This window comes from Palaeococcus sp. (in: euryarchaeotes) (genome assembly GCF_053987695.1).
Genome location: NZ_JBMXHE010000046.1, coordinates 1 through 12,981, shown reverse-complemented (window position 1 = coordinate 12,981; position 12,981 = coordinate 1). Strand labels below are relative to the sequence as shown.

Sequence of the window (12,981 nt, the reverse complement as noted above, 5' to 3'; positions counted from 1 at the left end):
GTTTATATTGAGGTGGAAGAATGTTTGAGAAAATTTTGTTTCCGACAGATTTTTCCGAGGTCTCCCTGCATGCATTGAAGAACTGCATACCCCTGCTCTTCAAAATAGGTGCCAAGAAGCTCTACTTAGTCCATATCGTTGATATAACAGCTACGGATATTGAAGCCCTCGAGCTCGTCAAAATAGATGAGGAGCAGCTCGAAAAGCTTGCTCAAGAGCTCAGGGAGAAGGGTATAGACGTCGAAACCACGACCAAACTTGGAATACCCTCCATTGAAATAGCCGAGATTGCAAGGGAGAAGGATGTGGATCTGGTTGTTAGCCCCTCGAAGGGAGAGAACATCCTGAGGCAGATGCTTCTGGGAAGCACTGCATCAAACCTTGTGAGAACCACGAAGAAACCAGTCCTCCTCGTGAGATATGAGTGGAAGGAAGAGGAAGGCATAAAATGCATGTGCGAATGCTCGAAGATCTTCGAAAAACCCCTTATAGCGCTTGACTTTTCAAAATGCTCCATAAAGGTCATGGTTGCCGTTAAAAAGTTTGAAGAGCATGTTAAGGAAGGTATTTTGCTTCACGTAGTGGACTATGGAAGGCCCGAGGAGCTTGAAAAGAACACCCAAAGGGCAAAGGAGCAGCTTGAGAAATATGCCAAAATTGTGAAGTTCCCTGTGGAAAAGCAGGTGGGCTTTGGAGTAGCCTCCCAGGATATAATAGGGATGAGCATAGCCAAAAAAGCAACACTTATAGTCATAGGTAAAAAGGGAAGGAGTATTTTAAAGGATCTCCTCCTTGGAAGCACTGCAGAAAGAGTGGTTAGGGATTCAAAAAGCCCGGTTTTGCTTGTGCCATGCGAATGACCTCAGACTGGAGCGACATCCTCATCAATTTCAGTAGCTACCCTGCAAAGTCATCACAGGTCAATCGAATCTAGGTACCTTTACTTTTAAGCTTTCTCATTCTCGGTTCGGTGGGCCGCCTGGTGATGTGACTAAATGGCTTCAGGAGGTGGTGTCACAGTTATCCTGACAGTATGTCCAAAAAAGTCTCACAAAAAAGTATAGGAAGGAGATCAATCAACCTTCACTGGCTCAACGCCTATCTCGGTGTTCATGTCCATTCTAACGTAGTGATAGTAGCCACCCTGATCCTCAGGCACATAGAGGGGAGCTCCTCCCCCTCCCGTGATGAGAACCTTAACTCCATCCCTTTCCCCGTACCAGTACATATGGATGTGGCTGAAGATACCAAAGGCACCATAGTCTTTCATCAGGGCGAGGAGCTTATCTCCACTTCCCCCCTTCATTGAATGATCCCCTCCAGGTCTGGGATCGAAGGGAGGAGTATGCATTATGAGTATGGGCTTTTTACCCTCGTTTTTAGCCTTTTCAAGTTCCTTCTCCAGCCATGCCCATTGAGCGCTTGAAAGTGTATATCCTCTTTCCGTGTTATCCATGAATATATAGTAGTAGTTGCCCAGCGAAAAGGAATAATCCGTTGGTCCGAAGAGCTTTTTATAGATGCTCTTGCCCTCCCCTTGGTATTCATGATTGCCGGATGCCAGAAATACGGGCTTGTTGAAGTGCCAGACCTTCATGAGCTCGCTCCATTCATTCATCCTTCCTGAATAGACGAGATCCCCTCCATCTATGATGAAAACTCCCTCATCCTCATTCACCTTATCAATGATGTGGAGGAAAACTTCGGGTGGTTTTGTCCCGCTTCCGGGGCGATGGTCTCCAAAAACAAGGATTTTATAACTATTCAGTTCTTTAGCTTTAACTTCAAAGTGTTCCTCGTTCGTCGTAAACTTGATCCATGTATCCCCAACTTCTGACCCTTGGGGGAGCTCCATTATGGAGGGGTTTGTATTCTCAATCACATACGTTAGGGTCACGTCCCTCGGCGTTTTAATATTAACCTGCACATCAAAGCTCAGTGCATGGATATAAATAGTAGAACCGTTAACGGCTCTTATAAAGCCCCCATCTACCGTAACATTCTCCCCATTTACAACACGCCAGTTAAATATGAAGGGCTCCTCATAGGCAAATTCCTTCAAAACCCAGAACTCACCGTCATCTTTAACACCATCCCAGTCATTATCGCCTATCACTTTGAGCATCATGCCTCTGAAGTCCTTTTTCTTGACGACGAGCATTGGATTAACTTTTCTCTCCCCTTTTATCTCCATCGCATACTCCAGAGCCGCTCCTATCCCCGATTTCCCATTTCCTGTAAATATGAGTCTATCCTTGCCATCTTCTTTATAGGCTATCATCATGCCGATCTCTTCCCCGGCATACTTGTAGCCGACCCTATAGGAGACATAACCAAAGTAGGAGCTAACCGTTACCAGCATGGGCTTTCCCTTTAAAAGGGCCCTTGCATCTTTCGGATCAAGAATTGCAACACCGTTCTGGAACTCATAGGATGGCCGTATGCTGGCATTTGGGAAGTAATGCTCTGCCAGCTCCATTAAATCCTGACTCACGTAAATCGTGCTAGTGTCAAACAGATCATACCAGTTTCCGAGTATCTCACCGCTCTTGGGCTTTCCAAAGTCAATTGGGGCATACGTCTTTGTGGGCATTGGTGTTGTGGTGCTCGTTGTTGAAGTGGTGGTTGTTGTGTTGGACATGGTAGTAGTTGTGCCCACCGTGGTCTCTTTAGTGGTTGATGTTTGCGTAGGAGCTTGACTCACACATCCCGCAGAAATTAAAACGAGAGCTATTAAAAGAAGCACAGCAGCTTTCTTCATTGGGTTCACCTGAAAAATAATCGAAGCCCTCCTTAAAGAACTTTTGGGCTAAAAACCATAAGTTTAAAAATTTTTCACCCCAAGTTTCTACGGTGATAAAATGTACGCAAACCATTATATGGATGTTGAGGAAAAAGAGGTCACACTCGAGGGAGTGAAGAACACGACGATTAGATGGCTCGTGAGCCCCAAAGTCGGTGCAAAGAACTTTGCAATGCGCTATTTCGTAATTAAGAAAGGCGGCACAATACCAATCCACCAGCATGACTGGGAGCATGAAATCTTTGTCATCAAAGGGGAGGGATACCTCACAACGGATGGAAAGAATCTCATAAAAGCAGTCCCTGGTAGCTTTTTCTACGTCCCGCCGAATGAGCCCCATGGATACATAAACGAGGACTCCGAGACCTTTGAGTTCCTCTGCATAATACCTGCGAAAAAGGAAGCTATTCCCGAAAGTGAGTGGGTTGATTGACATTTTTATGTTAGTTCCCGCCTTTTCCATAAACTTTTTAAACCAAAGTCCACACAGCTTGAGCGGGCTTTAATGAGCAATGGAATGAGAGTTGGAATCGAAGAGAAGGTTGAAATTAAAAAAGCTGTTCTTTTAGGACTTCAGCACGTTCTTGCAATGTTTGGAGCAACGGTGACAGTGCCTCTCGTCGTAGGAACCGCAATAGGACTCCAGATGCATGAAATAGCGCTTTTAATACAAGTGGTGCTTTTAGCCATGGGCATCGCAACGCTCCTCCAAACCACACTGGGCTCACGCTACCCAATAGTGCAGGGCTCGAGCTTCGCCTTCATACCCGGTTTAATAAGTATAGGGGGAAAGCTTGGGTTGGCAGCAGTCGAAGGCGCCCTCATAGTTGGGGGGCTATTGGAGGCGTTAGTTGGTGGATTTAGGATAATTGGGAAAGTTAAGAAGCTCTTTTCTCCCGTGGTTACGGGAGTCACCATAATGCTCATAGGATTCAGCCTGGCCAATGTTGCAGTAAAGTACACCTTCAACTTCTATGCCGACCCGAGCGGGGCGAGCATTCCAAAAGCAACGCTGATAGCCCTGATAACCTTTGCAACCACAATATACATAGCTCTTAGGGGTAGGGGGAGCTTAAGAGCAATGCCCGTTGTTATAGGGGCATTTGTAGGGTATATTGTCAGCCTGGCACTCGGAATGGCAGATTTAAGTCTCATAAAGGAGCTCCCGCTCTTCAGCATTCCAAAACCCCTTCCATGGGGAACCCCAACCTTTGAAGCAACTGCGGTAATAACGCTCCTCTTCGCCTTTATGGTAAGCATAATAGAGAGCGTTGGGGATTATCATGCGATATCAGCAATAGCAGAAGCACCCATAGAGAACACGAACATAAACAGGGGTATAATGAGTGAAGGCATTTCATGCATGGTGGCTGGGGCTTTAGGAGCATGCGGAACCACGAGCTATTCGGAAAACATAGGACTCGTTGCACTCACAAAAGTGGCTAGCAGGCAGGTTGTGCAGATTGGAGGGGTAATCCTTATTCTAATGTCTCTGATCCCAAAATTTTCGGGAATTTTAGCTTCAATACCCGCTCCCGTGCTCGGCGGATTAACGACAGCCCTCTATGGAATGATAAGTGTAACGGGCTTAAGGCTAATAAAGGACAAGGTTGAGCTGAATGACAGAAACACATTGATAATAGCGAGTGCCCTAATACTGGGGCTGGGAGCTCCTCAATTGCCACCCGAATTTCTGGTTCACTTCCCTAAAATCATAGGGAGCATACTGGAATCGGGCATGGCTGTTGGAGCTCTGACCGCTGTGATATTAGACCAAATCTTGAGGTGATGGATATGATGAAGGATGAGAGATGGAATGGAGTTTACTCCTTTGAGGATTCGCCCTTCATAATGGAGGTACTCACAGAGCTCAGAGATAAAGAAACGGACAGTATATCCTTTAGAAAAGGACTTGTAAAGCTTGGAAGGTACATGGGGTACGAACTCACAAAGACAATGGAATTTGAGAAGATAAAAGTTGAGACACCACTAGAAGAGACGGAAGGAGTTGTTGCAAAGGATAGAAGGAATGTGGTAATAATAACCGTTCTCAGAGCTGCAATTCCCCTTATGGAAGGATTGATAAAGGTCTTTGAGAGTGCAAGGGTGGGCATTATCTCGGCATCGAGGGGAAAGGCACCAAAATTTGAGATTGAAATGAAGTATGTGAAGGTTCCGCAGATAACCCCCGAAGATACGTTAATAGTCGCGGATCCAATGATTGCAACAGGTTCAACTCTCGTGAAAGTGCTTGAGGAAGTCAAGAAGTATGGAACACCCAAGAGGACTATAGTTTTGGGAGTTCTAGCTGCTCCTGAGGGCATAGAAAGAATAAAGAAGGAACATCCTGAAGTCGAAATATTCGTCACTAAGATCGATAGGGAGCTGAACAAGAAGGGTTACATACTTCCGGGGCTTGGAGATGCAGGAGACAGGGCATTTGGCGCCCCAATAAAGGTCTCAATGCTGCCCCAGATGCACACCCTTGATTGATTTTCCTTTTATTTTGCTCCAAAATTACGGAATCCGTGGCAGGGAAATTGTTGTGCATGCAAGAATTATTCGGTGCTGATGCTGGAACAGAACGCGGAATGTGATGCGAAGAATTTATTAATTTGGGAGAATATTTTATTTTGAGAGATATGCCCGGGGTAGACGAGGTGGATCAAAGGATACTCATGGAGCTGAGGAGAAACGGCAGGATTACTCTAACGGAGTTAGGTAAAAAGGTGAATTTGACTCCCGCCAGCGTTAAGAATAGACTGGAAAAATTGATGAGCATAGGAGCGGTTAAAGGATACACGGCGGTTCTTGAGCCAACATTCCTCGATGAATTTGTTCAGGCTTTGATAGAGGTTGAAATCACGAGTGAGGCAAATCTGGACAAAATTCTCCTCTCAATAGCTATGATGGAGAATGTTCTAGATGTTTATAGAAAGACAGGGGAGTATCAGATATTTATAAGAGCTAACTTCAAGAGCAGAGAGGAGCTCAACGAGTTCCTCAAAAAGCTTTCATACAGGATATTGAAAGCAAATTTAAGGAGGTATAAGGTCTCCATTCTCCTGGATCAATTCAAAGAGAGTGGGATATTAACAAAAAAAGTTCCAAAGAATGAAAGGAGATACCGGAGGTATTAGCCCCTGCTCTTAATTATTTCTTCCGGGCTCTTGCCCTCCACAATCAAAGCGGTCCACTCATTTATCCATCTGCTGTAGTTCTTCTCTATCTCCTTTGGATCCAGCGTTACCATCTTCTGGGGCTTAACGGCGTATTTGAAAACATCGGGGAGCTGGACGTTCTTGTTGACCGGAAACATCCAGTTTGTAAGGGGTATCTCCTTCTGGAAGTCCTCACTCAAGGCAAACTCTATGAACTTCTTCGCAAGCTCCTCATGCTTTGCACCCTTTACAATACCTATGCCCTCTATCTGGGGGTAACCTCCCTCCTTAAAGATTACGGCACCAACATCTGGTTCCCTGTTGTTTGCATATGCGTCATAAGCGGGGTCTGTTGCATAGCTAAGGAAGAGGGGTGCCTCACCATTATCCCACATCTGCCATCCAGCATCCCATCCCTTGGTGATTTGATATATGTTGGGTTTGAGCTTCTCCCAGTAGTAAAGATAACCGTCATCCCCATAGACAGCTATTGTCCACAGGAGAAATGCCGCCCCTGTTGAACTTGTCCTTGGATCCTCCAAGATTATGCTGTTTTTCCATTCGGGCTTTGTTAAATCCTCAAAACTTTGAGGCGGGCTCTTTACTTCATCCCTCTTGTAGACCATAGCCACGAAACCGTAGTCAAAGGGGACCACATGGTATGTAGGGTCAAATATCAGCTCCTCAGGGACAGCATCTATGTTCTTCGGTTTGTAAGGTTCCAGAACGTCCGCCTCAATTGCCTTGTAGAGAAGGTTGTTATCTATCCCTATCACGATATCCGCTCTTGGGTTGTCCTTTTCAAGTATAAGACGGTTCAGCACAGAACCCGCATCCCCAAGGGTCACGAGCTCAACCTTAACACCATATTCCTTTTCAAACTTTGGAATTGTTGCGTTCGCAAGTCCCCAGCTCTCAAAGCTGTCATAGGCATATATGACGAGTTTTTGCTCTTCTTTCGTGTTGGAACCTGTTTTTTGAGTCACACAGCCTAAAGCGGGCACTGTTAAAAGAATCACCATCAGCAGGAGGGCCAATTTTCTCATCTCCACCACCCCATAACCCAATTTTAAGTTTTCATTAGTAGATTTTAAGCCCTCTTTTAAAGCTTTGTGGGCACTGTCGGGGCGAGCGGATATCCTGTAGAGAGGTTGAAATTACACCATTATCCAGTCAACAATCATCCAAAAAGGGGCATGGGGATATAAAGAAGTTAGGCACATGGGGAAGCCTGGAGCGATGGGAATGTTCGGAGCTTTTGGGGCAATGGCGGTGGTTATGTTTTTGATAATGATTGCTGTGGACGCGGTGTTCCTGTGGTTTGGAGCAAAATTTGCGAAGATTGAAGATGCAACCTTTGGCAAGGCTTTTATAGCAGCACTAGCCGCGATACTCGGGAGATTGATACCATTCATAGGCGGATTAATAGCATTTTTGTGGATAATTAAAACAGTTTTCAATACGGACTGGGGGAAAGCGGTAATAACATGGCTCTTTGCAATAGTTATAGCGATCGTGATTGCAATCATTATGGCGGTTGCAGTCGGAATTTCCATGATGGCATTCCTTTGATCTTTTAGGCTGATTCCCATTGGCATCTCGTTTTCTTCGCAAAATATAAATATGGTGAGGTATAACTCCCAATGATGAACATGTTCTTCAAACCAGTTCCCAAAGAGGAAGTTAAAATCGCGCTGGTCGAAGAGCTCTCCCCCTTAGTCGGGGAGCTGGAGAGCGGGAGTCTTGCCGGTGTTATAACCACCGACCTCTTTTCTCAGGCAATTCTCCAATATTCCTCCATAGCAAATGCCTTATCCCTCGAAAAGCCCGCTTACTATCTTGAGCCCACGAACGGCTTTTCAATGCAGCTTTTGAACAAATTCGGCGGCAAAGGTGATGTCCTCCTGGGAAAAATATACACCCTGGATGAGCTCTTAAGCGCCCTCGAAGTTGTGGAGGACGATTCCTTCGTATTTGTATCAAACTTCGGAATTCTTGAAGGACTTGAGAAGGGAAAACTGATTGATTTGAGGCGTCTTGTTGATAGAAAGGGACTCTACACCATAGTCTCCCATAACACGCTTGAGATCAACGAACTCAATTTAAACGCCGAGTTCCGAAGGTTTTTCCTGACACCTGAAATTTTCGAGTACCTCATGGTTTTGAGAACCTCCTCCTATAGGGGACATCATCGCTTAAACCTGAGCCTCCTGAAGACACCACCACTCTTCCTCAAGAATATCGGAGAGCACAGCATCCCAATAGATGCAAAGGCAAAACTCCTCCTTTAACTCATCAGGCGGGAAGTCCCCGTCCGTAAGGGCGGGGTAGTTCACTAGATTCTAACATACCCAACGCCGTATTTATATCTCAGAACCGCAGCAGCTATGAAGAGTCCCAGAATCACAGTCAAAGAGATGTAATCCCTCAGCTCCATCTTAATGTCATGGAGAAAAGTCCTCTTCTTCTTCGTGCCAAATGCCCTGCTCTCCAGGGCTATGCTTAATTCATGAGCCGTCTTTATAGAGGAAATTATCAATGGAATAAGAACCGGGATCGTTTTTCTAACACGGGTGAAAAAGTTCCCCCTTTCAAGTTCCAGCCCCCTCGACTTCTGGGCATCCATTATCGTCATGGTGAGGGTGTAAAGCGTGGGTATATAACGGAGGGCTATGGTGAGGGTGAGACCGATCTCATAGGGCATTTTTAATTTTATAAAGCCCAGTATAAGATCCCTCTGCTTTGTTGTGAGCAGCAGGGAAAATGTTATCAAGCCTAGAGCTCCCAGCCTCAGGGCATAGCCAAAACCAAAAAACAGTCCGAAGAGAGGAGGTTTTAAAATAAAGGGCCACACAATCATGGTTATTATCATGAGAGGTACCAAAGGCTTCAAAACCTGCCACTGCTCTCTAAAGCCTATTTTTCCAAGGAACCTCAGGGACAGGAGGATAAACAGAAACAGGGGGAGAAGTGCATAGGGACTGTTGAAGAGGATCATCGCAACTATCCCCAAAAAAGATGCCACTAATTTGACCCTTGGATCAAGGCTGTGAAGGAATGAGTCCCTCTCAACGTAGAAGCTTGAAATCATTGTGATACCCTCCTTAACGCTGAATCAAGAAAACTCTCCAGATCTCTGAAAAAGCCAAGACCCAGGGATGACGATATCTTTAGGAGAGCAGGTTTATCCAAAGAGTAATCCCTCAAATTGAGCTCAAAAAAGTCCTTAACGCCGCCGTCAAAAGCTTTTTCACCATTATACAAGAGTATCACACGATCTGTGAGCTCCAGAACGAGTTCCATATTATGAGTTATGAGGAGAATTCCATGTCCATCCCTGTGGAGCTTCCTGACAATTTTTTTAACACTCTCAGCACCCTTCTCGTCGAGTCCTGTGGTTGGCTCGTCAAGAACAAGATACTTGGGCTTCATTGCGAGGATACACGCGATAGCCAAACGCTGCTTCTCGCCGCCGCTCAATGAATAGGGATGTCTATCCTCATAACCCTCAAGGTTTACCTCTCTCAGAGCCCATCTAACCCTCTCCTCAACTTCCTCATCGCTCAACCCAAGATTTTTTGGACCGAAGGAAACCTCTTTGAAAACGTTCTCCTCAAAGAACATGTTCTCGGGATTCTGGAAAACATAACCCACAACCTTCGAAAGCTCCGCAACGCTGTGCTCTCTCGTGTCAAGCCCGTCAACCAAAATCTCCCCCTTGGTTGGCTTCAAGAGCCCGTTTAGGTGCTTCGCGAGCGTGGTCTTCCCTGAGCCATTGGGACCTACCAGTGCGACTATCTCGTTTCCGATGGTTAAACTAACCCCCTTTAAGGCCTCCTTCTTCCCATCGTAGATGTGCCAGAGATTTCTAACCTCGATCATCGCTTTGAATCTCAAGTTTAAGCTTTAAAAAAGTATGGTAAAAGAGGAAGGGTTCAGGTTGTGATGCCTTCCTCAAGTATCCTAACGGCTTCCTTTATGTGCAAGGAGGCATCCCTCAATGCGGTAAAAACAGCTATCCTTTGAAGATTTGCTATCACGGGACCATATTCTTCTGCCTGTGCATAGCTCTCCTCCGCAAGCAGCTTATGATTCATTGCATCCGCCAGTGTCTCGTTGCTTATCCCGAGCTCCGTTGAGTTCGTGTACAAGCCATTGAATTTCTCCATCATCTTGTTGTACTGCCTGTAGTAGAAGAAGTTGAGTGCTATGAAGTTTATCCCTGAGGGTTTTGGCTTGGGTTTTGGAGTGCTGAACTCAAGATTCTCCTTGAGAAGTGCTTTGAAAAATACCTTCCACTCAGGACCCCTGCGTGCAACGCTGTATTCTATGGTGAGACCCGTCGCAACAACCCTTCCCTTTCCAAAGGCATATGCTATTGTGCTTGGCCTGTTATAGTCCGGAGTAGCTCCATTGCCTTGGACTGTTATGACCTCCGCTCCGGAGGGCACGTTTATAAGGTAGCCGTGGCTCGCATAGGTGCTGTACAGCCATGTAGCGTTCTTCACTATCTGACCTCCTCCCCTTTGCGAGGGTTTCGATGGTTTAGGGCCCGTTGGGCTGTTTACCGCATCCCCGCCCCGAGGCTTTCGAAAGAAAATGTAATAGGGGATTACCATGCAAATATCAAGAAAAATCGCCCAATTCTTCTTTGAGATTTGAAAATATCCTTTTTGTGAGATCCAAAAGGCTTATTTCTCTACCGAGTTCCTTCTTTAATGATGTCGCACCCTCAGGAACCTCATTGTTTGCGTTTATCCCCACCCCTATCACAACGAAATTTACCAGATCAAGCTCTCCAAAGGCTTCCACTAATATCCCCGCAATCTTGTTCTCACCTATAAAAATGTCCCCATTGGGTGCTGTCTTCGGATTTAGCCCATATTTTAGAAGTGTCTTAACAATTGCCCGGGATACGGGCTCCAGAAGTTTGGGAACCTCTCCAAGGCGGATTTTTGGTTTAAGAAGGAGGGAAAAGTACAGACCACCCTTCTGGGATTCCCACCTCCTTCCAACCCTTCCGCGACCTTTATCCTGCCTCTCGGCGATTATAAATATCCATTCCTCTCCTTTTTCGCCAAGCTCTTTGGCAATGTTCATGGTGGAGTCAACATTCACGAAATAGTAAGCCCTAAAATCGAGCTCCCAGGGATATGGCTTTTCAGCATTCTTCAAAAGCTTGTAACCCTTTGGAGTTGACTCTATCTCATAACCAAGTTCGTTGAGCTCCTTCACATGCTTCCATACGGCAACTCTTGATATGCCAAGCTTCAGGGCTATCTCATCCCCTGAAACAACCTCTTTTTCACGGAGTGCCTTTAATAGTGCTCTTTTTATCCTGCTGTTCTTAAGGGGTTTCATTGTTATCACAAATTCTTGGAGAGTTTAGGGTTAAAGCTTTTCGTTAACCGAAAATTTTTTAAGGTTAACCATATTGTAAAATGGGAGGTGCTAAAATGAAGGCTCGAGAGATAACTCTCACAGCACTGTTTGCCGCTTTAACCGCCATAGGAGCCCAGATAAGCATACCCCTTGGAGAGGTTCCCATAACACTTCAGGTTCTCTTTGTACTTTTGAGCGGCTTAATTTTGGGGGCACGTCTGGGCTTTATGAGCCAAGCGATCTATGTCCTCATGGGAGCCCTTGGACTTCCCGTGTTTGCAGGGTTTAAGGGGGGACTTCCCATAATCTACGGACCAACGGGCGGTTATATAATCGCTTTTCCCTTAGCCGCACTCATGACGGGCTTTATTGCTATGAGAAAAGAAAGTATTTACGGCTATGCCATCGCATCCCTATCCGGCGTGCTGATAATATACCTTCTTGGGTGGCTCAGACTGGGCTTTTTCCTTGGAAGAGACTTTGAAAAGGCTTTTATTCTCGGAATTGCTCCTTTTATACTCGTGGATAGTTTAAAGGGAGTGGTGGCGGTTTTAATAGCTGATGGGGTCAGAAAGGCTGTGAGGTTTTCTGTTTAAAGCATCCATATGGAGAGTTAAAACAAGCTATTAGAGCATTAATTTCTCATACTTTCCTCCGCAAACTTCCGGTCAAATGAGTTTCTAACTTTAAAGAAGCTCAAAGTTACCTTTGGGTTTCTTTTTGAAAGCTCTTCCACTCTAACACTTTCATAATCAAGGTGATTTGCTATGCAGCTGAGTTTTTTCTCATTCTCGGCCAAACAGGTTTCCAGTGCTTTCTTTAAGGCTTTAGCCTCATAAAAGGCGTGGGTTACTTCGAGAGTCCCATCGCTCCAAGAGGGTATCAATGCCTCAAAATCACCTTCGTAGAAGAGCGTTGACAGATAATTGATTAAAAATGGCATCAGAAGCGGCATATTTCCTTCAACCAAAAAGACCTCACCAGAGCTTGGGAGAACTTTATAAAGTGCCTCAATTTTATTTTTTGCTTTAACCTCAACGGGATTTGATACATGAAACGAATACTTTTTGAGCTCCCCCTTTCTTATGATGGTATACACTTCCTCTATACGTTTTGCCATTAGGAGTCTTTTTTCAACCATTCGCACCATGGGCTCTCCATTCACCGGTAAAAGGTAGTTCTCCCATCGTCTCCCCGGAAATGCCAAGATAAACGCGAACATGGAACAACATATGTCAGGAGGCTTAAAAAGCTTTTCAAATGTTTTGCCATCTTGATGTGCCCTTGGGCTGGCCCCTCCGCTCGTCTAGAGGTATGAACCCAAAAAGCCGAGCAAGGAAAAGCCTGCTCATTTTCACGGTCATCCTGTTCATCTGAGACTCAAATGGATACCGGAAACTTATGAATATTGCCCTTCATAGAAGGAAAGATTTATGCAATACTTCCCTGTATGGAAGACCATATCTAAAAGGGATGAAAAAAAGCGGGCTCTGAAAGCGGCTGATTGAGGCTGATTAGATTTTGCAGATAATAGACACATGGAAATATAAAAAAGTTCGTTGCTTTTGGTTCAGGCGGATTAAAAAAAGTCTAAGAATTAGAAATGGCTACCTCAGCCACCTCTCCATCCACCCG

Annotated in this window: 15 protein-coding genes; 8 read left to right on the top strand and 7 right to left on the bottom strand. The window is 45.3% G+C overall.

Translation table 11 applies throughout. The features are described from left to right. Window positions 1-20 precede the first annotated feature (20 nt). Entirely contained in the window at window positions 21-860 is an 840-nt protein-coding gene (locus ACXJGZ_RS03530) for a universal stress protein (RefSeq protein WP_456320779.1), read from the top strand. Window positions 861-1,072: 212 nt separating this feature from the next. On the opposite strand, the gene ACXJGZ_RS03525 is transcribed toward ACXJGZ_RS03530, so the two are convergent. After that, window positions 1,073-2,761, bottom strand: a complete 1,689-nt coding sequence (locus ACXJGZ_RS03525) for a metallophosphoesterase family protein (protein WP_456398311.1) — start codon at window positions 2,759-2,761, stop codon at window positions 1,073-1,075. Between the two features lie 100 nt (window positions 2,762-2,861). Between ACXJGZ_RS03525 and ACXJGZ_RS03520 the strand changes: the two genes are divergently transcribed. The 4 genes from ACXJGZ_RS03520 (at window position 2,862) to ACXJGZ_RS03505 (ending at window position 5,943) form a co-directional block, all read left to right on the top strand. After that, window positions 2,862-3,236: a cupin domain-containing protein gene (locus ACXJGZ_RS03520; protein WP_456320777.1), complete on the top strand. Its 375-nt coding sequence runs from the start codon at window positions 2,862-2,864 to the stop codon at window positions 3,234-3,236. Between the two features lie 72 nt (window positions 3,237-3,308). Next, entirely contained in the window at window positions 3,309-4,592 is a 1,284-nt protein-coding gene (locus ACXJGZ_RS03515; protein ID WP_456398310.1) for a uracil-xanthine permease family protein, read from the top strand. A gap of 5 nt (window positions 4,593-4,597) precedes the next feature. Continuing rightward, window positions 4,598-5,296 (top strand): uracil phosphoribosyltransferase, encoded by a 699-nt coding sequence (gene upp, locus ACXJGZ_RS03510; protein ID WP_293252517.1) that lies wholly within the window; start codon window positions 4,598-4,600, stop codon window positions 5,294-5,296. A gap of 167 nt (window positions 5,297-5,463) precedes the next feature. Beyond that, complete coding sequence (locus tag ACXJGZ_RS03505; protein ID WP_456321464.1) at window positions 5,464-5,943, top strand: Lrp/AsnC family transcriptional regulator; 480 nt, start codon at window positions 5,464-5,466, stop codon at window positions 5,941-5,943. On the opposite strand, the gene ACXJGZ_RS03500 is transcribed toward ACXJGZ_RS03505, so the two are convergent. After that, window positions 5,940-7,010: a thiamine ABC transporter substrate-binding protein gene (locus ACXJGZ_RS03500; protein WP_293252500.1), complete on the bottom strand. Its 1,071-nt coding sequence runs from the start codon at window positions 7,008-7,010 to the stop codon at window positions 5,940-5,942. The two genes, ACXJGZ_RS03505 and ACXJGZ_RS03500, sit on opposite strands and share 4 nt — an antisense overlap. A 175-nt stretch (window positions 7,011-7,185) precedes the next feature. Between ACXJGZ_RS03500 and ACXJGZ_RS03495 the strand changes: the two genes are divergently transcribed. Together ACXJGZ_RS03495 and ACXJGZ_RS03490 are read left to right on the top strand one after the other, a co-directional pair. Continuing rightward, window positions 7,186-7,536: a hypothetical protein gene (locus ACXJGZ_RS03495; protein WP_293252503.1), complete on the top strand. Its 351-nt coding sequence runs from the start codon at window positions 7,186-7,188 to the stop codon at window positions 7,534-7,536. 74 nt (window positions 7,537-7,610) lie between these two features. After that, window positions 7,611-8,255 (top strand): hypothetical protein, encoded by a 645-nt coding sequence (locus ACXJGZ_RS03490; protein WP_456321463.1) that lies wholly within the window; start codon window positions 7,611-7,613, stop codon window positions 8,253-8,255. A 44-nt stretch (window positions 8,256-8,299) separates the two neighbouring features. Here ACXJGZ_RS03490 and ACXJGZ_RS03485 read toward each other — a convergent pair whose 3' ends face one another. The 4 genes from ACXJGZ_RS03485 to ACXJGZ_RS03470 form a co-directional block, all read right to left on the bottom strand. Continuing rightward, the gene (locus tag ACXJGZ_RS03485; protein WP_456326715.1) at window positions 8,300-9,055 is read right to left on the bottom strand and encodes an energy-coupling factor transporter transmembrane component T family protein; all 756 of its coding nucleotides are present in this window, start codon (window positions 9,053-9,055) and stop codon (window positions 8,300-8,302) included. Continuing rightward, window positions 9,052-9,846: an energy-coupling factor ABC transporter ATP-binding protein gene (locus ACXJGZ_RS03480; RefSeq protein ID WP_293252512.1), complete on the bottom strand. Its 795-nt coding sequence runs from the start codon at window positions 9,844-9,846 to the stop codon at window positions 9,052-9,054. Before ACXJGZ_RS03480 ends, ACXJGZ_RS03485 begins: the two co-directional genes overlap by 4 nt. A 53-nt stretch (window positions 9,847-9,899) precedes the next feature. Continuing rightward, window positions 9,900-10,472, bottom strand: coding sequence for a hypothetical protein (locus tag ACXJGZ_RS03475; RefSeq protein WP_456321460.1), 573 nt, complete (start codon window positions 10,470-10,472; stop codon window positions 9,900-9,902). Between the two features lie 118 nt (window positions 10,473-10,590). Beyond that, window positions 10,591-11,325: a biotin--[acetyl-CoA-carboxylase] ligase gene (locus tag ACXJGZ_RS03470; RefSeq protein ID WP_456321459.1), complete on the bottom strand. Its 735-nt coding sequence runs from the start codon at window positions 11,323-11,325 to the stop codon at window positions 10,591-10,593. Between the two features lie 95 nt (window positions 11,326-11,420). On the opposite strand from ACXJGZ_RS03470, the gene ACXJGZ_RS03465 reads away from it, so the two are divergent. Continuing rightward, window positions 11,421-11,942, top strand: a complete 522-nt coding sequence (locus ACXJGZ_RS03465) for a biotin transporter BioY (protein ID WP_456326716.1) — start codon at window positions 11,421-11,423, stop codon at window positions 11,940-11,942. A 38-nt stretch (window positions 11,943-11,980) separates the two neighbouring features. Here ACXJGZ_RS03465 and mobA read toward each other — a convergent pair whose 3' ends face one another. Further along, window positions 11,981-12,568: a molybdenum cofactor guanylyltransferase gene (gene mobA / locus ACXJGZ_RS03460; RefSeq protein ID WP_456321457.1), complete on the bottom strand. Its 588-nt coding sequence runs from the start codon at window positions 12,566-12,568 to the stop codon at window positions 11,981-11,983. Window positions 12,569-12,981 lie beyond the last annotated feature (413 nt).